Raw genomic sequence first — 18910 nt, 5'->3', positions numbered from 1 at the left:
ATCTTTTAAGATTCCACAATATTGCCGAAACTTGCAGTTTGTAGAGTACAACGGCCACCGGCTGCCGCTGCAACCTCAGTCGGGCAGCTGGCTGCTGACCGACAACCTCGAACCTATGGGTGATTCGCTCGCGACATTCTTTCAGCAATGGGACTGGGCGGCCCAAGGGCAAGACCTGGAGATGCTATTGCTCTCAGCCCCTCATGCCAGGGAGTCGCGCAAGCAGGAATCCAATCGGCGATCGCTATCTCCTCAAGCCCAAGAGTGGAAAGACGACCTCGACATCGAAATCCGGGAGGGTTGGACAGGCTCCGGGCAGACGAATCGGCTACTGAAGTCGATCGCTACCCGGAGCCATGTGTTTGAAGGGCTCTCCGGCACAGCATTAGTCGATCGCATCGTTGAACTGGCGATCGCATCACCAGGATTTCAAGAGCATTGCCGACATCAAAACGAGATTCGCTCAAAGGCACAGCACTGGGCCAAGTCGGTCGAGGGCTACTACTGGCCGATCGGTACCCGTCGTGGTCAGCGGATTCCAGGGGGTGAGAATACCCTGCGCCAGCTCGACGCCCGTGATCGCATCGCCCAGGCCGTGGCCGCCCTGAAAGGCATCGAATTTCCTAGCATCAGAAGCCTGGCTGCTGCGATCGCCAATGCCGCTCGTAGCAGCTTACAAACCCTCTATCGAAATGCCGACTTATGGCATCCCAAGAAATCACCTGTAACGGTTGCAGGCCAAGGCGTAGAGTCAGCAGACGTTGATCGAGAGAGCATCAGTAACGCGATCGCCGAAGCTGAAAACCCTTGCAATCAGCCAGTGTTACAGACCTCAGGGGGGGATATGAAGTGTGGGATCCCTGAGGCTGGCTTGAAAAATTCTTTTTCTCCGGATGGGGGGGTGCGGGGGGGAGATTCTAGTTTTCCCCAACCCCTGGCCCTTAAAAACAACCCTATCCCAATCCCTTTTGATGAATGCTATGCCGCCATACAGTCGAATGTGAGACAGCTGGGATGGTCTATGAAGCGGCTCAAAGGATTCTTGTCTGAAAAATTTGGACGCTCATGCATGGCCGAACTATTCGATGAAGAATTATTTGTGCTGCTTTATTGGCTCAGGCTAGAGAACGTCGATGCCCAGGGCTAAGAATACGATCTACACCGAATCATCTACCCAACCGCAATTCTCACAGTCGTAATGGATTTGGCCAGTGATCGCTTGAATGCCCCTCTCGCACTGTGGGCACCGACCCGTAAACAGTGGGTGGCTGTCCAGCCGCTCCAGCCGCTGCTCCAGTGATCGCCGCTGTAACGGCTCTAGAATTAGTCCTGAAAGCCAAGCTAGCAGCCTGATTGCGCTTATAGTTTTCTAGGATCTAGGCCTTGCGCTGTCAACTGCCACCATGGGAGGTCGCTTAAAGATGTGTCAGGCAGTCAGCGTTTAGGGTTGAGAGCAGTGAAGGCGGAAGAGCTACTCAGACCTATTTTAGGGGGTACTTTGGATTAGTTCGAGGTGGGTAACGGTAGTTAAATTAGCCTGTTGCAGGTAGATTTGACCTTCATCAGTAAGCAAGAGAGCCGCAAACTTAGCCCCGATGGGCGGCAGGCGATTATCCCGTCGGTAGACTACAGCCAGGGGATAGGCTAGAGGATAAGTTGAGGTGTGCAATACTTCTGGATTGATCTGGTAAACACCTTTGGTGTTGCACAGATCGATACTGGGCTTTAGCGTCTGCCCATCGGCGCGGCGGAAGGGTTGACTGGCCTCTGGAGCAGCCCCTGCAATAGCCAGAGGATAGACCGAGCACTGCCCAACGATAGAACTCAGCGGTGTAATACCAATGCTGCCTATCCCCGCTGTTTCAAAATCGCGGATGATGCGCCGCATCATCCGCAAAGTATCTAGGCTCATAGGGGCGACGCGGCTGGGTTCGTCTGATGGCTCAATCAGATGCTGAATGGCGGCCTGGGTCGTCGGACTAGGGTTGACATAAAGCTTTATAGGCTGGCTAAGGGCAGGTTTTACCTGGTGCCACGTGGTAATTTCCCCCTGGTATAGGTCTCGGACATTAGCCAGGCTCAGTTGCCCCTGCAGCTGATCGGGCAACCCTTGAGACCGCCCCTGGTAGCTAAAGGCCACGACTACCGCTAGCCCATCGTAGGCGACAGTTTCGGCAGCCATATCAATGGGCAGGGGTTGTAAGAGGGGCAATAGGGCAAAATCGGCTTGACGCGATCGCACATTCTCTAAGGCGGCTTCGACAGAACCAGAGGCCAGATAGGTGAGCTGAAGGTTGGGCTGATCCACGGCCATCTGCTCCATCAAGGGCAGCGTCGCTTCTGGGCCAGGAGCATTGAGCACCTGGCCCCACACGTCTCCGGTCAGGGCAGTGTAGGTAAAAGCCCCCTCGGGTACCGCCCCGACGGCCTCAAAACAGCAGAGCGGAGGCGTCTCTCCCACTGGCTGGGGACGCAGGAGCACCCAGAGCAGACGGCTAACCAACACCACTGCCCCCAGGCCCAGCAGCAGCAGCAGTATTCTCAGCCACCACCGTCGCCGGGGAGGCACAGCGACTACATTCGGTGGGGCCAGCGCGCTGATCACCGGCTTGGGCGGCAGCTGCAACAGCGCCTGGTAGGCCTCTTGAGCAGTGGCAAAGGGGAGAGTAAGCCCCAGCAACCGCTGAATAAACGCTTTGAACAGCGGGTCAACCCCAGGCCAATGGCGGGCCACCCTAGGGTTCAGCGTCTGACCACTAGCATCCACCAGGTTACTGGTTAACAGCTCAAAGGCTACGGCTCCTAGAGCGGCCAAATCTTCCTGGGGGGCATGCTCAGGTACCGTCATCACAAGGGGGTTAAACGACTCTTCCCACCGGGCAAAATCGGTTAGATAGATGAACCATTCCGCCCCCTGCTCTACCCACAGCAGGCTAGAGAGCTGGATATTGCCGTGGACAATGCCGGTTTGAATATGTCCTGGCGATAGGGCATAACGCTGCTGATGCAGCCCGACCAGGGTTTGCAGCACCTGGCGCAGCATCTGGTAGACTTCAGCGGCGGTAAACGGCCCCCGCAAGCGGAGCAAATCGTTGAGGGTAGGGCATTGGTCTTCGATGGGCAGCAGCAGGTAGGCGCGATCTTCCCCCACCGGGGCAATAGCCTCTATGGGAACTACAATGCGCAGATCCTGGGAGCGCCCATCGGCCAGGGCCAGCCCCACCTGATTCAGGAATATATCCTGCCGCTGCCGTCGATCGCTAGGGGTGAAGTATCGCTCTGGCAGCACATATTCTCGTAGGGTAATGGGGATATCTAACACACTCAGGGTGGCTCTGTATCCCCGGCTGATGCCTCTCTGCCCCAGGCTTTGCTCGATCCGATAAGTGCCCTGCTCCCCGATCACCAGGGAGCCTACCGGAAGCGGGCTTAAAAAGCCGCAGAGTGAGCAAGCCGTAGCTTGCGGATCGGCCTCAACGCTACGCTGAGCCTGGGCGCAGTTGAGCGGGTTACCCGCTATACACCGATATTGCTGATAGTAGGAGGGAAAGGCTACCAAGCCAGGGGGCGCAATGGTCAACGCGATCGGATCTGTCGGCGGGGTGCTGCGATCGCGACCATCAGCAGGCAAAATTACAGGTTTTATCTGCTCTAGGCTAGGTTGTAGCCACGACCACCGGGCTAGGGCATCGTAGCGCTGCAGCCTTAGGGGCACGGGGTATCGCACCAGATAGCGCTGGAGCAGATGTTGAGTAAACTTGGTATTGAGCACAGGGAGCGACGGTGAGGTTAAGGCCCTAGCCGATGCACACAGCCGATCAGCTCTGGCGGTGGCCATGCCCTACGGGTTTAGGCCCTGGGGCTTTAAAGCTTAAATGCCGGGAATTTCAGACAGCTCACATACCAGCTCTTCCACCGAAAACCGAGTCGATGCCTGCCATTCTTCTAGGGTGAAGTCGTAGCCTTGCTGCTGGGCTAGGGCCACAAAGTGCTCGGGCGATGGCGATGCGTTAAACTGCTCTTTGAGGGACGGGTTGGTCTGGGTCTCACGGAATAAGCGAACAACCTGATCTTTTGACATGACAAAATCCTCGCTATGGGGCATGACTTACATGACTTAACTGGGCAGGAACGTATCCCACTCCAGTCGGCTACAGTCTGTCATGGTTGATAACCCGAAAGTATTAGCCAAAAGTCGAACCCCCAAGGGACGGAAAGACCTCCGGCTACGGCGGCGGGGGCTGTAGGTTTTGCTGGGCTGTTTGCAGGCTTTGCTGGGCCAGCGGTTGGTTAGGGTTGAGGGCGATCGCGGCTTGCAGGATGGCGATCGCAGCCTGGTAGCGGCCCAAATTGATCAGCGCCACCCCTTGCCCGGTCAGGGCATTGGCGCGCTGGGGCGAATTTGGGGGCATGAGTACCAGCCCCTGGGCATAGGCATCTAAGGCGTTCTGCCATTGTTTTTGGGCGGTCAGGGCAATGGCGCGGTTGTACCATCCCTGGGCCGAGTCGGGGTTAAATGCAATGGCCTGATCTGCCGAGGCTAGAGCCTCGTCGTAGCGCTGAAGGTGCCACAGCACCACGCTGCGGTTGGCCCATAGGGCATCGTCATAGGGTGCAATTTGCAGACCCTGATCGTAGGCCTCCAGGGCGTCATCGTGACGCTGCATTGATCGTAGAATGATGCCTCGATTGAGCCAGGTGCGAGCATGGTTAGGGGCCAGTTCGAGCGATCGCTGGTTGGCGGCCAGGGCATCGTCGTAGCGTTCCAGATACCAGAGAATCACCGCCCGGTGGTGGTGGGCTTCGGCGTAGTCGGGAGTTATGCCCACCGCTCGGTTAATCGAGGCCAGTGCCTCGTCATAGCGGCTTAGGCCAGTGAGGGCAATACTGCGCTGATTAAACACTTCGACTATGCCCCGGTCGCCCCAGCGGCCATCCCCCTGCAGGGCCAAGTTACAAGCTTCGAGGGCGGCTTCGTGCTGGTTGAGCCGATTTAGCGTCCCGCAGCGGCCCAGCTGAGCCTGGGAGTAGGGGGCCTCTAGTTCAGTGGCGCGGGTAAAGGAGGTAAGGGCTTCGATGGGCCGCTGAAGCTGCTGCAATACCTGCCCCTGGGCGGTCCAGGTGGTGGCATTATTGGGATCGAGGTTAATGGCCTGGTCGTAGGCGGCGATCGCGGCCCCATAGTCGCGCAGCTGGCTGTAGGCCCGGCCCTGTTCGGCCCAGGCCATCGCCGCCGATTCGTTGCCCCACTGACCATCGCCCGCCAGCGCTGCCTCACAGCTGGGAATGGCGGTTTGGGCCAGCCCCAAATCGTTCCGAATGCGGCACTGGTAGGCCAGAGCCAGCGAATAATTGGGCTCTAGCAGCAGGGTACGCTCTAGGGCAACGGTGGCCTGCTCCAGCTGCCCCGCCTGGCTGAGAATAATGCCCCGGTGCAGCCAGGCTAAGGCAGGAGAGGTACTGCCCCAGTTGCCATCGACCCGCAGGGCATTGTTACAGGCATCCAAAGCGGCTTCGTTGTCGTTGAGGGCAGCATAGCCGATGCAGCGATAGGTGATGGCCAAAGAAGACTGTTGGTCAAAAAACAAGGCTCGATCGGCGGATGCGATCGCATCGGGATAGTTCTGCAATTGCAGCAATACGTTACTGCGCAGCGTCCAGAGGTTGGCATCTGCTGGCGCTAGGGCAATGGCTTGCTCGCAGGCCACCAGCGCCTTATCGTAGGCTCCAGCATTGATCTGCAACCGGCATAGACCCGCCCAGTAGTCGACATCTTCTAGGGCATTAAAGCCTTCGGCTTTAGTTTGGGGGTTAGGGGTTGCGATCGCCCCCGGTGCCCATCCCCCCCCTCCCAGCGTGAGCAGGGCCATCGCTCCCCAACCTAAAGCCCGCACACCGATAGGAATGAGCCAGACCTGAGGGATAATCCGCATAACAAAGATTGGGGTGGAATTCCCCATCCCAAGAGGGGGGACAGCCCTAATTTAAGCATTCCTAAGGCCCGCCTTGACAGTCACCAAAGGTCTAGGGGGAGATTGGATATCAGGGGTGTACGCTGGGTAGCAACCGACCCGGAATCTCCTTTAAAACATGGCCGCCAGCAGTTCCACACCTTCAATGTATTCACAAGAAATAGCACCATGGTAAACGGAACAATCAAAGGCTGGGGTGCCCTGGTGGTGCTGGTTCCCATCCTCACCGCCACCGCGGCCCAGGCGGCCAACCCACTCCATTGGGTTCGGCTGCTCGAAACGCGTCGCTGTGAGCGCTGCAACCTGGCAGAGGCTGACCTACGCCAGGCGTTTCTGCGCCAGGCCCACCTGAGCGGGGCCAACCTGCGGGGAGCCGACCTGAATGGGGCCGACTTGCAGAATGCCTTTCTGTTGGGGGCCGATCTGCGGGGTGCTGATCTGCGCAACGCCAATCTGGATGGGGCCAACCTGATGGGTGCCCGCCTTGACAATGCCCGGTTGCACGCTGCCGTGATGGGCGATCGCACTCTCATTGCCCCCCGCTGGCGGCTGGTGCGTGACCTGGTCACCGACGGGGTGGGCGATCGCGACCTGCGCCAGGCCGATTTACAGGGGGCCAACTTGGATGGCGTTGATCTGCGCGGTGTAGACCTCACCGAAGCCAATTTGGCCGGGGCCACCCTGGAGGCGGCATTGCTCTCCGATAGCACTTTGGCCCAGGCCAATTTAGCCGAGGCCAGCCTGTTTCTAAGCGATCTGCGTCGGGCCCAAGTCTCCCAGGCCAATTTGAGCCAGGCCAGCCTGCGCGCTGCCGACGGGCGCCGCAGCGACTTCAGCGATACCGACCTGTCTCAGGCCGATTTGGCCCTGGCCTACCTCGACCAGGCTAGCCTCAACCACAGCGATCTGTCTCGGGCCAATCTCTCCAGAGCCGAGCTGACCGGGGCCGATCTGCGCCAGAGCAATCTGACCGATGCCAATCTATTTGTCGCCAATTTGCACAATGCCCAACTGGAGGGGGCCAATCTACAAGGCACCCGCCTAGAAGGCGCAGAATTGAGCGGCGCCAACCTGAGCCTTGCCGATTTGCAGAGCAGCCACTTAGCGGGGGTACGGCTACAAGATGCCGACCTCAGCGGGGTCAACCTGCGCCGTCGAGATCTGCACGGGGCCGACCTCAGCGGCACAAACTTGAGCCAGAGTGATCTCTCTGGGGCCAACCTGGCCGGGGCCAATCTGGCCGGGGCTAACCTGGAAGGAACCAACCTGAGCCGGGCCAACTTGCAGGGGGCCAACCTGGAAGGCGCGAGCTTGCAGGGGGCTGATTTGCAGGGGGCCAACCTACAGCAGACCAACTTGCTGGGTGCCAACCTGGCCATGACCCAGCTGCAGCGGGCCAACTTCACCCGAGCTAACCTTTACGGCACCAATCTACAGCGCATCACGGTGTTGAATACCAACTTCTGCGAAGCGATCATGCCCGACGGACGGATTCACGCTTGCCCCTAAGCATAGAGAAGAGTCTGTTGAGCCAAAGGTGGCCGGTTAGCGGGGGGTCACGGTACAGGGTTCAAGGTACAAGGTTTGAGGCTTACCGTGAACCTGACACCCTGTACCTGACACCCCTACCTTAGTCAAACTGCGGCGGCAATTCGGCGGGGGCTAGGCGGTCGGGCTCCGAGGATCGCGGGGTGGTTAGATCTTGGCCATCCCCCTCCCCAGCGGCCCCAGCCGCACTAGCGGCTCCCCCAGACCCGGCCTCGCCGCCAGACACCGCATCGGGCGGTGCCAGGGTGGTCAGGGTAAAGGATCGCTGCACTTGGATACCGGCGCTGTTGGTGACCTGTAGGGTAACGACCGTAGGGCTGGTTTCAGGGCTGATGGGCAGCGGCAGGCTGCCTATCAGCGGCACATTACCGGGTACAGGCAACAGGACTACGGTCGTGCCGGGGTTGGCTTCCACCTGCCACGACATCACAAACTTAGGCGGCAGCTGCCCCCCCTGGAGCGCCACGGTATAGTTAGGCTGCATCGGTTTGCCATTCACCAAAAAACTGAGGATTTGCGGTGGGCGAGCGGCGATGCGAATGGGTGGCGTGGCTTGGGTAATGGGGGGCGTAGTGGGGCCGTCGAGGGGAATGACGGTGAGTTCAAAAAGGTATTGCCCTGCCTGGCGAATGCCGGTCTGGAGGTCTTCGCAGACCAGTTCTATATCCAGGGTGCAGGAGGACGCTAGGGCGGCGGGCAGACTCTTTTGCAGATCGATCCGCACGCTAGGAAAGACAATGGTGCCATCAGGATCGCGACCTACGAGTTCTAGGGCGGCGACGCGTTCGGGGTGAGCGATCGTCCAGTTGAGCCGAATGCCGTAGGGGTCGCTGTCAACTTGAGTCGCTGTCGCCGGGGTGCGAGCGGGGGCCGGTGGTGGTTCTGGGTAGACCGGCTGGGTGGAGGTAAACGCAAGAATTTCGGGCTGGGGAAAGGGGGCAATGGCGATCGCCGCCGAGGTCGCGCTGTGGGGGGCAAGGTTGCCCCGCCCCGCCCTTGGGAACACCGTTAGGGTGAACTGGTACCGCCCCGGCTGGCGGGCATCGGTGAGCAGGTTGCGGCAGGTGAGCTGACGGCGGGCAAGGGTACAAAACGGCTCTAGTTCGGCGGGTAACCCCTGGCTGAGATCGTAGGTCACTGGGGCACTGATGATCTCGCCCTCAGGGGACTGGCCCATCAGCTCCAGGGTTTGCAGCCGATGGGGCTGACTGACCTGAAAATCGAGCCGCACGGCATCGTCGTTGGCGGCGGTGTACTCAGCATCGGCAGGGGCCAGGCGAATCACCTGAGGCGCGACCGGACGACGAATCAGCGTCCACCACAGCAGCCAGACAAGCACCGCCAGGGTACCGACCCCTAGCAGCAATAGGGGCAGAAGCTGCCACCAGGGCCGTGACTCCCACAGGAGAAACCCCGGCATGGGGAAATCGGGCAGAGGATGCTGGTCTAAATCTTGGGCCTCGACGGCAAAATTGAGCACCCGACCACCCCCGACCCAGGGGCGCTTGCGCGGGGGGTGGGGCTGCACCAGCAGGCGAGCGGTCTGGGTTTGGTAGGCGGCCAGGTGCAGCTGCGGCGGCTCTAGGGTAAAGCGGCAGAGGTCGCCGCCATCGAGTGGGAGGGCCTGTAACTGTAGCGATCGCGCCGTATTGCCCTGGTTGCTGGCCTGCACCATAAACACCCCCGGCTGATTTTGCACCCGACCGACCAGGGTGCGAAAACTCAAGGTGACTTGATAAACCGGCAACACGTTGAGATAGAGCAGATCGAGCAGGGTTAGCTCAGGCTGATTTTCTGATAGCAGTTGCAGGGTGCCCACGTAGCTCCCAGCCAGGGTATTGGGCGGTATCGCCACCAGTAGCAAAATCGTGCCCTGCTCGCCGGGGTTGAGGTCTAAATACTGCTCGACAATGGAGAGACCGGGTTGTTCAAAGCCTTGGGGGTAAGCAATAGTCACCCAGGCGGGCGGCAAGTCGATGCAGCGTAGCCGAAAGCGATCGACCCGATTCCCCCGGTTATGGACCAGCACCTGCACATCCAGGGTAGAGCCTGGAGCTAGGGCTGCGGGGCTGGAGGTGCGGGTAGCCGGTATCAGGAAAAAGGTCGGATCGTTGACTTGCTCAATATCTTGGGCGGCGGGGAGCACCTGTAATCGTTGCTCAAAGCGCAGGGGCGGATTGTGGGGATAGTGCTGGGGGGCATCGACTGCCAGGGTGTAGGTATAGTGGCCTGGCATCGCCGCCGCTGGTATTTGAAAGGTAAACACCGCCTCGCCGCTCTGGGCTGGCCCCAGGGCTAACCGCTTTTGGGTCGATGACACCCACCGGTAAAGGGGGGCGGGTAGATCGTCTAAAAAGATATCGATGATGGCGCTGACGTCGCCTTTATTAGTGATGGTCACGCTGAAGTCCAGCGCGCCATCGGGGGCAACGGTGCCATCCCCCGAGCCACTGAGCATAACCGCCAGGGGGGCCGACATCAGCGCGTCGGCTAGGACAAGGTTGTCAGTGCGCTGGCGCTGGCTGAACTGAGCCCGATACTGCACGGGTCCTGAACCGAGCGCTGGTGCAATCATCTGCACATGGCCCTGCTCTAGTAGCGACTCTAATACCACCTGAGCGTCGGCCTCAGAGCAGCCCAGGTGACGAGCGACCTCGGCTAGGGTCGCGGCTTGCTGACCCATGAGCCAGGCCATCAGCTGCCGTTGTTCGGTCGGCAGGACGAGCATATCGGCCATGCTGAGGCTGTCTGCTGCTGATTCGCTGCTAAACCCTGAACTTGTCATCACACCCTTTCCATGGTGAGGGGCATTATAGTCTGAACATTAGGCCTTTAGGGCTGACAGGAGAGGGGCTTAGCTACGGTATAGAGCCTCACTCGGTGGTCGTTACCGCCGCTGACCACCGCCAGGCGATCGCCCCGCCGGGTCACATCCACCGCTGTAATCGCCTGGCGCGATCGCCCCAGTTTTTGCCCCTGCACCATCTCCCCATCGGCCCGCAGCTCCCAAAGCATCGTCTGACCATCGTCGCCGCCGCTGACCAGATAACAGCCATCGTCGCTGAGGGCGATCGCCTTCACTGGCTGCCCACCGTGGCCATCGAGCCAGTCGTCCAGAGGGCGACAAACACCTCCCGTCAGGCAGGGGCGCAGATCCCATAGGCTAATGCGGCCTTGGTTATCCGCTACCGCCAGCCGTTCAGGCAGCCGATCGGTGGTGGCCAGGCTGGTGATATAGTCCTGGTCTCCGCCTTTAGAGGAGTAGGGGATCTGGGTCAGCGTTTGCTGCTGCCAATTCCACAGGGTGAGACGGTTAAAGCGCCCGCCTACGGCCACCTGAGCCATCGGAGTGCCGACTAGGGCCAGGGCCTGTACCGCAAACCCAACGGTTTCGGTCTGAACGGGTTGCAGTACGCCGCTGGGTAGGCCAGACAAATCCCAGCGCCGCACCTCGCCACTGCCATAGGCCGTGAATAGCGATTGGGCATCGGGGGCGAACTGCAGGTCAAACACCCGGTCGTCGAGGGGGTGTTGCAAGACCAGCGGCGGCTGCCGCACCCGTAAACTAATAATTTCAACGGCACCATTTTCGTAGCCTACGGCAACGGCATCGTTGCCCACCGGTCGATAGCGGGCCACTCGTACCGCTTTATCAGCTTGCACAGACCGTTGCAGCAGGCGCAGCCGCCGACCACTGATTGACCAGCGGCGCACGGTCTGGTCTTCCGAGGCGCTCAGCACTTCCGAGGCTCGCCCATCGAAGCGTACGGTATTGACCGTGCTGCGATGCCCGGCAGACTTCAGCACTCCCAGCAGCGCCATTCCGGTCAGCAAGGCCACTGCTGCTAGCTGTAGCCAGATGCTCACCCGGGGCCGCACCCGAACCATCACCGTGTGCCGCTCAGGCTGAAGCGGAATTTGCTCATCGGCGCGCAGGGCTGTGATTTGAAAGCGTTGGGTGCGTACCCAGCCCAGCCAGGCCCGCTGTACTGCAATGGGCAGCACTATCGGCAAGTCTGCGCCGATGGGTAAGTCTAAGGGCCGCTCGGGCAGGGTAATGCGATCGCGCGATCGCATCGGCACAACTTCCTCAATGCCGTCGCCCATAAACTCGACACTGACCCGCTGAACTACCGGCGTAATGACCTGGGGTAGATTGCTCTGGTTGCGCCACTGGAGGGTGATATGAGCGGTGGTCGGCAGAGGAATTGTGGGCTCTGGCACAGTGAGCGCTGGTGACTGGGGCGCTGGTAACGGGTCTGGTAACTGGGTAACTGGCGACGGCGGATACATGACCACCGGAGTGACCAAATCAAAACCCAAATGCCCGGTTGGTAGCACCGTGAGCTGGCTTCGCAGCTGAGTGCCAACCCCGTGACCGCTCTGCGCCACCAGGGTAAAGGGATAAATCTGGCTGGGCGTGGCGATCGGGGCCCCCAGCTGGCCTAGAAAGACAGCCTCTGTCTCGCCCAGTGGAGGTACCTCCAAACGGCGCTCATAGCCATCGCTCAGCCACTCAACGGGCAGCCCTTGAAGGCTCAGGCTAACGCGTAGGGGGCTCCGGTTGGGGTTGTAGAGCCGCACCGGAATTTCTAGTGCCTGCAGAGGTTGCGCCGTCAGGGTAAGCAGCAGCAACTCCAGACGCGGGGGCATAATGCCACTGCCCTCGATTACCAGATTGAGCACCTGCCGGTCTTCCTGCCGCAGCTCTACAGAAAACACCCGCACCGTCAGGGTCATTGCTCCCACAAAACCGCCTGGGACTGGGGGCACATCCAAAATCGCAATGGAAAACTGCGTGCGATCGCCCGGCGGAATTTTGGCGGACAGGTCGGGAGCCTGGCGGTACCAGTGGGTATCGGCCCCGGCGGCGACCCCAGCCGCCAGCACCTCCAGCTGAAAGGTGGCAAAGTCATCGCTGTGGTTGCTCACCTTGACATCAAAGGTCGGCGGCACTTGCCCCGGTTTGAAATGCACAACTGAGGTGGAGAGATGGGTGGCGAGCAATTTGGACATTAATTCAAAGAAGAGGGGTGGAGGAAGGATCGCAGCCTAAATCGGTCGCGATAGATCCAGTCGGTTTTAGATAGACTCCAGGATGGGCGGCGGTGCCAACGGGAGCCGCTGGTCGGTAGCCCATAGGCGGCGTTGCCAGGCGAAGTGCAGCAGGTTAATACCCAGTTCCTGTGCACTACGAATGGTTTCGCGGGGCAGAAAATAGGCCTGCTCGCCGCCCCAGGCACTTATCAGGTCGCCGACCACCACTACGACACCACCCCAGTTAAACAGGGCCAGGGGGCGATCGTAGATCAAAGGCAGCATGCCAAACCGGAAGGGGTGCACCTGGAGAGGATGCTGGGCTGATAGCGTTCCCAACTGTGCCCAGGTGGCTCCGGTGGTGGTGTCGACATCGACTAGACTGGCCAAAGATGGAATCATCTGGGTCAGTTCTAGGGCCATACAGCGTTCTAGCTCGGCTCGTTCTGTGTGCAGCTGAGCGTACTTCGCCTGGTTGGCGACGGTTGGGGTAGAGGCGGCCAGCACCTTCACCACATCGCTCCAGATCTGGAGCAGGTCATCGAGGGGGGTGCCGGTAGCGGGCACTTCCAGCAGCAGCACGCCCCCCTGAGCCAAGTGAGTTTGCAGCGGCGCAAGGCTGGTTTGGGGCAACCGCTGGCTGTCGCCGTAGGCCACATACAACAAGTCGTAGGCAGCTGGGTCGGTCGCTGGGGCCATGGGCCGATCGAGGGGCAGGGGATCGATGGTGGCATGGCCCTGTAGCGCCGGATAGAGGCCGGGCAGTGCATCGACTATGCCCTGGAGAGCCGTGGCGATGGCGGGGCCAGAGACAGGGCCAGAAACAGGGGCCAGATAACCCAGCCGCAGCTGGCCCTGGGGTCGTCGCTGTACCCGAGGGCGCTGGCGTAGATCGAGGTCTTGGGCGACGGGGGCAAAGCTGTTGCGCGGCGATCGCAGTGCCTCATTCCCTGGCCCGAGCAAAATCCGGCACAGCTCAATTTCGCTGGAGTCCGGTGGAGATACCTTTTCCTCAAGCCGAAAGGTTTCCTGCACCACATGGGTACCCGCCTGCCCTTCGAGCTGATCGGGGTCGACAAAGCTCAACACCAGATAGACTTGCAGCGGCTGGGGTCCGGGCTGGGCCGCGATGTGATACTCCACCGGACGCGACACCACAATCGGGTTGCCCTGGCGATCGATGGCCAGCCCCGGCTGCACTTGGATCCAGCGGCCATCTTGGTACTGGTGGCTAACCTGGGGGGGAGCCACCGTGGGCCATACTTCCAGCCCGTGGACAATGCCCGGCTGGTAGAGGGCCTGAAAGTGCAGGTCTTGCCGCTGTCGATGATAGCGGTGAGCCACGCGCCAGCGATCGGCGGTCAGCAGCAGCCCATCAGTAACCTGGAGACGTTCGAGGGGGCGAGTCGGCGGTAGCAGAACCATGGCAGGGAAGGGCAGTGGTAAGGGGAGGCGGGGTCGTGGCGTGATCAGATAGTGGCTGGGGGCTAGCTGGGGGCCAGCTGAGGACGGTGGATTTCCAGCTCGTAGGTGCAAAACGCTGGCTTTTCCTGGTCAACAATGTGGCGCACTAGGGCTTCATCAATGGGATGGTCAGGCCCGGGCCTCAAGCAAATGGTGAAGTGGTAGGGTCGCCCGCCGCCCAGGCGGGCGTCTTCCCCGAGGTGGGTGGCCCCCAGCACCAGACCCTGGCTAAAGGCTTCGTGGATACCAATGGGCTTGGCTGATTCAGCTTCGATATCGTCGCCGAGGGGCAGGCCGGTAGCCAGGTGCAGGTAGAACCGCAGCCCTCGTCGGGTGCCCCGCCAGCGATAGATCTCCAGGGCGTGGCGAATCAAAAACCGCTGGCGCTGGGGATGCAGGGGAGCATTAAAGTCCCACCCGACCCAGTGGGCTAAAAAGGGCAGCAGCGCATTGGGGGCCGTTAGCGGGTCGAGGTAGGCCCAGAGACTATCGAGGGTGTTAACGGCAGGCTCAAAGGTTTGCTCAAACACCTTCAAAAAGCGCCCGATGAAGTCAACCTCGCGGTATAGGTCGGGGAGAAAGTCTAGATAGAGACTGCGGGGTCGCAGATAGATCTGAAAGTCGCGATTTTCGAGGTAGCGGCTGCCGGTGGTGGGGTTGATGCTCAAAACCGTCAGCCGCCCCCGGTAGTCGAGGCGCAGGGGCAAGGCCTCGGCGGGGTAGGTTTGCTCAAGGTAGTCAGGGGCGATCGCAAAGTACAGCACCCCCTCAATTTGCTGCCCCGATCGCAGGTCAGCCCCCTCGGTCCGAAACTGACACCACTCTGGCGGAAAATCACCCTGTACCTGGTACTCAAGCTGTAGCGCAGCGGCCGACTGGTTGCGAATCTGCACCATCAGCTCGCTGGGTTCGCCAGGGTGCAGCACCAGGCTGGGCAGAGTTGGCCCCTTAGCCCCGGTGGTGCGGCTGCCGGTGAGCGCCTGCACCAGCTCAGACTCGCTGGGTACCGCCTCGGGCACCTGCATAGGGGTGAGCACCAAGCTAAAGGCTACGGTAGAGCGGGCCTGGGTCATCGGCCCCTAACCCCCTACCCTGGGTTTCAGCTGATCGGCGCTTAAAGAACCCGTAGTCAAAGTCCTGCTCGCTAATAGAGCGGGATTTGGGGTGGGGGCAGCAGCAACAGGGCTCAACATAAGTTAGACAATACGGGTTTAGAGTGATGAATCAGGAATGGTCAAATCAGACTAATCACGTGGCCGGAGCGCAGAGTCGCGTCTGCCCAAGAGCAAATCAGCCCTAGGGGACCGGGGTAGACGATATTATTGGGGGCCAGCGATCGCATCCAGCCCGCCTCCTGCCGCCGCAGCTCAAACAGCAGCACTGTGCCCAGGTAGCGCACTCCCTCGCTACCCTGCACCAGACTAATAATGTCGGAGGCGTAGAGCGGTGTGTCAAAGGGCCAACCTTGGCCCTCATTGCCACCGGTTAGGGGGTTCAGAAACCGATAGAGCGATCGCCGCAGACGCTGCAGCACGATCTGCTGGGCCTGGGGACTTTGAAACTCTGGGGCTAACCCCACCTCCATTTGCACGGCTACCCCGATATAGTCGGGCTCCCGTAGGGCCACCTGTACGCCCAGCAAACGGCGTTCATCCAAAAAGGCGAGAATTTGCTGCCGCAGGGGTAGTGTAATCGCCACCTCGCTGGGGGCCATGCCCACCTCCCGCTCAATGCCCTGGAGATTAGCCTGGGGCACCACTACGACTTCCACCAGACCAGGAGTGGGGGCCAGGTTGAGCGGGCAGAGGGCACGGGCCACGGCCCCCTGCCCCGCCTGCTGGGTTAGGGCCTCAAAGTCTTCAGGGGTGACAGCGCGATCGCGGGTGCGCAGCAGCCGGGGTACCCGCAGTACCGCGTCATCCAAAGACTCGGCATTGGCCCCGTTGCGCGCTGGCACATGATTGGTTACTTGGGCCACGTAAGGCACCGCCGATTTCACAATCTGCAAGGTGTGGCGCTGCACATTGCCCTGCTGGCCGCCCCCGGTGCGATAGGCCACCATGCGCAGCACCGCTCCCCGAGGGGGCACCGCGCCGTACTGGCGCTCCAGGGCAGTGGCCGTAGTGGTGGGCTCGATGGTCAGAGCAGAGTCGCGGGTTTGGGAGCGCGATCGCCTATAAACCTGCTCCTTCAGCTGGTTAGGTTCACGAATTAACGGCCCCAGCTGAATTCGACCACTGAGGGAATCGAGGGTGTAGTGGTAGTCGGCTGGGCCAGAATCGGCAAAATCGTTGACCTCCTGCCATAGCTGAGGCAAGCCATCGGGGGGCAATACCAGCAGCCGCTCTCCCTCTCGGCGAGGCAGCACCGGCGGGCTATGAACCTGAAAACTCTGCCCCGGTAGGCCGCTGCTTTCCCCCAGCAGCTCTTCGTGAATCACCAGGCACTGGCTGGCATCGATGGTGCCGCCAATGGAGCGTGCCGCCACCCGCACCAGCCGGGGCGAACTACTGTAGCGACTTTGGTAGTGGTGCGGCACGGTGCAGACACAGCGAATCCAGCGGCCCTGGTAGGTGCCAAAGAGGGCCAGCGGAAACTGCTGGGGCAGATGCAAAATTACATCAGCGGTGTGCAGCCTATCGGCCCCACCGCCCAACTCGTGAAAGCTGAACCCCCGAGTCTGGTCGTCCCCTTCTGCCAGCAATACCGGCACCCATTGGTGGCCTGTCCAGGCTTCCCACTGGCGGGGCGGATGATCTGGGTTAATGCCCGTCGAGGTAGCAGCTTCGCCGGAGAGGGAGAGGGCGACGACGTTGCCCTCCAGGGGCTGCTGGCCATCGAACACCAGGTAAAAGCTGTTGCCAGGCTGGGGCTGTTCGTTAAAAATACTCTGCTCTCGCCCTTCCCAGCGACCATCCGAACGCCGTGACCAGAGGTTAGCGAAGGGGTTGGTTAGCACTGTCGGAGTCGACTCGGCCTGATCGGCGGTCAGCAGATGGTTCACCAGGGGCAGCCCAATGGCCAGGGGGCGATCGGTGCTAAAGATCACCGCCTCATCGGTTTCGGTGCGCTCGGTAGCCACCTCGACCCCCGCCGCAATTTGATACACCGTGGGCAGGCTGGCGGCCAGGTAAAAGGTGACCTCGGTGTGGGCCGGGGCGGGGGGCTGTAGGCGAATGCCCAACAATTCTAAAAACGCCACGTAGTTGCGGCGGGGCACCTGGTTAAACCGCATCAGCATTTGGTCGGTGAGCCAGGCAAATAGCTCAACCATGGTTACCCCGGGGTCGCCGGGGTTGTAGTTGGTCCACTCGGGGCAGTAGCGGGGAATGCGCAGCAGACATTCATCGACCAGGTCTTGAAAGGCGCGATCGTCGAGGTCTGAGGTCGGTAGTTTAGACAGAAAGTCAAAGTCCACGGCTACTCCGGCGGCATGAGGTAAAAGGGATAAACCAGGCTGCGGCGCTGGTGGCTGTCTTTAGCCCGGTAGTGGATGATGATATCGACTCGCCCCTGGGCCGGGTCGGGGTCGGTGAGCACCTGCTCTAGCACAATGCGCGGCTCCCAGCGCTCGATCGCCTCCTGCACGTTGAGGCGAATTAGCAGCAGGGTATCGGTGTTCATGGGGGCAAAGGTGAGTTCTGCCAGGCGGCTGCCGTAGTCGGGTCGGTAGACTCGCTCCCCGACTCGGGTGCGCAATAGCACCCGGATCGATTCGGTCAGGTTTTGCCCGGCCGCGCTCAGTTGCAGGCCGCCCTGCACACTGGTGCGGATCGGGAAAGCAAGCCCCTGTCCTAGGTGGGCCTCGGGGTTGAGGTAATTCATCGCCTCTGGCATCGCAGTTTTAGCCTCATGCTGTGGCTACGATACTGGGGCTAGGGCGCGATCGATATTCGCCAAAGGTCGAATTCTGGTTGATCAGAGCGCAATCTATAAATCGATGTAAGCTTTACCGCCATCCGCGACCTGCTCCGCACCACCCCCAGCAACTGGACCATCCCCCAAATCGCTGCCCAATTTACCGGCAAGAATACCAAGAAGAAACTGGATGCGATCGCCGAAAACCTCGAACGCCTGGAATGGTTTGGCCTGGTAATATTCGATCGGCACATCCCCCCCTCCTAGCACTACGCCGAAACCCTCAAAGCCGCCTACCCCCCACCCCCCATGAGCCAGAAGCACCACCTTAGACTCGCCCTGGCGATCGGTAGCGGCCTGATGGCAGGAATGGTTGCGATCGCCCTCGATATTTACCGCTTTGGCCTCACCCGCGACCATGCCCCCGCCGATGCCGCCATCGTCCTAGGTGCCGCAGTCTGGGGCGAAGCCCCCTCCCCCGTGTTTCAAGAACGCATCAACCATGCCATTGATCTCTACCAGACCGGCACAGTTCGCTATCTCATTTTTACCGGCGGGGTAGGTGCCCAAGACCAACTAGCCGAGTCTGTCGTGGCTAGCCGCTATGCGATCGCCCACGGCGTTAGCCCCAACCACACCTGGTGCGAAACCACCTCCCGCATCACCCAGGAAAATTTGCAGGGGGCCAAGCAGATTAGCGATCGCCAGGGGTTCACTCGCGTTTTGATCGTCAGCGATCCCCTCCACATGCGGCGATCGCTGCTGATGGCCCGCGATCTTGGCCTAGTAGCCTACTCCTCGCCCACCCCCACCACCCGATACATCAGCCTAAAAAGCCAAGCCCCCTTTCTGTGGCGAGAACTCTACTTCTACAGCCTGTACCTGCTCCAAAGACCCGTAATGGGCCTCACTCGCCCCGCCCCCGCCATGCAGGTGCAACCCTGCCCAACCCCACAAACCCCCACCAGCGGCCAACCCTAGCCCAGCACAATTTAACCCTCGGAAAGCTAGGTTTGGCCTGACGAGGTGCG

Annotated in this window: 13 protein-coding genes; 3 read left to right on the top strand and 10 right to left on the bottom strand. The window is 60.6% G+C overall.

Features of this window, described 5'->3' with window-relative positions; genetic code table 11:
* Positions 1-31 precede the first annotated feature (31 nt).
* Complete coding sequence (locus tag RRF56_RS01170; protein ID WP_317033576.1) at positions 32-1147, top strand: hypothetical protein; 1116 nt, start codon at positions 32-34, stop codon at positions 1145-1147.
* A gap of 339 nt (positions 1148-1486) precedes the next feature.
* On the opposite strand, the gene RRF56_RS01165 is transcribed toward RRF56_RS01170, so the two are convergent.
* From RRF56_RS01165 to RRF56_RS01155, 3 genes are all read right to left on the bottom strand, one after another.
* On the bottom strand, positions 1487-3772 hold the full coding sequence (locus RRF56_RS01165; protein ID WP_317033575.1) for a substrate-binding domain-containing protein: 2286 nt from the start codon (positions 3770-3772) through the stop codon (positions 1487-1489).
* A gap of 99 nt (positions 3773-3871) precedes the next feature.
* Positions 3872-4081: a Nif11-like leader peptide family natural product precursor gene (locus RRF56_RS01160; RefSeq protein WP_317033574.1), complete on the bottom strand. Its 210-nt coding sequence runs from the start codon at positions 4079-4081 to the stop codon at positions 3872-3874.
* Between the two features lie 145 nt (positions 4082-4226).
* Positions 4227-5933 carry a tetratricopeptide repeat protein gene (locus RRF56_RS01155; RefSeq protein WP_317033573.1) on the bottom strand — a complete coding sequence of 569 codons (1707 nt, stop codon included), beginning with the start codon at positions 5931-5933 and terminating at the stop codon, positions 4227-4229.
* 207 nt (positions 5934-6140) lie between these two features.
* Here RRF56_RS01155 and RRF56_RS01150 point away from each other — a divergent pair, with 207 nt between their 5' ends.
* Positions 6141-7481: a pentapeptide repeat-containing protein gene (locus RRF56_RS01150; RefSeq protein ID WP_317033572.1), complete on the top strand. Its 1341-nt coding sequence runs from the start codon at positions 6141-6143 to the stop codon at positions 7479-7481.
* Positions 7482-7602: 121 nt separating this feature from the next.
* Here the strand turns inward: RRF56_RS01150 and RRF56_RS01145 are convergent, their stop codons facing one another.
* From RRF56_RS01145 to RRF56_RS01115, 7 genes are all read right to left on the bottom strand, one after another.
* On the bottom strand, positions 7603-10305 hold the full coding sequence (locus tag RRF56_RS01145; protein ID WP_317033571.1) for a hypothetical protein: 2703 nt from the start codon (positions 10303-10305) through the stop codon (positions 7603-7605).
* A gap of 47 nt (positions 10306-10352) precedes the next feature.
* Positions 10353-12536 (bottom strand): WD40 repeat domain-containing protein, encoded by a 2184-nt coding sequence (locus RRF56_RS01140; RefSeq protein ID WP_317033570.1) that lies wholly within the window; start codon positions 12534-12536, stop codon positions 10353-10355.
* A gap of 66 nt (positions 12537-12602) precedes the next feature.
* Complete coding sequence (locus RRF56_RS01135) at positions 12603-13982, bottom strand: hypothetical protein (RefSeq protein ID WP_317033569.1); 1380 nt, start codon at positions 13980-13982, stop codon at positions 12603-12605.
* Between the two features lie 62 nt (positions 13983-14044).
* Positions 14045-15094, bottom strand: coding sequence for a phage tail protein (locus RRF56_RS01130; RefSeq protein WP_317033568.1), 1050 nt, complete (start codon positions 15092-15094; stop codon positions 14045-14047).
* Positions 15095-15255: 161 nt separating this feature from the next.
* Entirely contained in the window at positions 15256-17439 is a 2184-nt protein-coding gene (locus tag RRF56_RS01125; protein WP_317033567.1) for a putative baseplate assembly protein, read from the bottom strand.
* A gap of 2 nt (positions 17440-17441) precedes the next feature.
* Positions 17442-17858 (bottom strand): GPW/gp25 family protein, encoded by a 417-nt coding sequence (locus RRF56_RS01120; RefSeq protein ID WP_317033566.1) that lies wholly within the window; start codon positions 17856-17858, stop codon positions 17442-17444.
* Positions 17859-17951: 93 nt separating this feature from the next.
* On the bottom strand, positions 17952-18131 hold the full coding sequence (locus RRF56_RS01115) for a hypothetical protein (RefSeq protein ID WP_317033565.1): 180 nt from the start codon (positions 18129-18131) through the stop codon (positions 17952-17954).
* A gap of 57 nt (positions 18132-18188) precedes the next feature.
* Between RRF56_RS01115 and RRF56_RS01110 the strand changes: the two genes are divergently transcribed.
* Positions 18189-18860, top strand: coding sequence for a YdcF family protein (locus RRF56_RS01110; protein ID WP_317033564.1), 672 nt, complete (start codon positions 18189-18191; stop codon positions 18858-18860).
* Positions 18861-18910 lie beyond the last annotated feature (50 nt).

The sequence above is a fragment of the Nodosilinea sp. E11 genome, assembly GCF_032813545.1.
Classification (GTDB): domain Bacteria; phylum Cyanobacteriota; class Cyanobacteriia; order Phormidesmidales; family Phormidesmidaceae; genus Nodosilinea.
Note: the sequence above shows the minus strand (reverse complement) of the source record. Positions and strands in the feature narration are given on the sequence as shown.

Coding starts and splice junctions, on each gene's coding strand:
- RRF56_RS01110 (WP_317033564.1), top strand. CDS start 18,189: ATGAGCCAGAAGCACCACCTTAGACTCGCCCTGGCGATCGGTAGCGGC.
- RRF56_RS01135 (WP_317033569.1), bottom strand. CDS start 13,982: ATGGTTCTGCTACCGCCGACTCGCCCCCTCGAACGTCTCCAGGTTACT.
- RRF56_RS01155 (WP_317033573.1), bottom strand. CDS start 5,933: ATGCGGATTATCCCTCAGGTCTGGCTCATTCCTATCGGTGTGCGGGCT.
- RRF56_RS01130 (WP_317033568.1), bottom strand. CDS start 15,094: ATGACCCAGGCCCGCTCTACCGTAGCCTTTAGCTTGGTGCTCACCCCT.
- RRF56_RS01160 (WP_317033574.1), bottom strand. CDS start 4,081: ATGTCAAAAGATCAGGTTGTTCGCTTATTCCGTGAGACCCAGACCAAC.
- RRF56_RS01120 (WP_317033566.1), bottom strand. CDS start 17,858: ATGCCAGAGGCGATGAATTACCTCAACCCCGAGGCCCACCTAGGACAG.
- RRF56_RS01140 (WP_317033570.1), bottom strand. CDS start 12,536: ATGTCCAAATTGCTCGCCACCCATCTCTCCACCTCAGTTGTGCATTTC.
- RRF56_RS01145 (WP_317033571.1), bottom strand. CDS start 10,305: ATGACAAGTTCAGGGTTTAGCAGCGAATCAGCAGCAGACAGCCTCAGC.
- RRF56_RS01150 (WP_317033572.1), top strand. CDS start 6,141: ATGGTAAACGGAACAATCAAAGGCTGGGGTGCCCTGGTGGTGCTGGTT.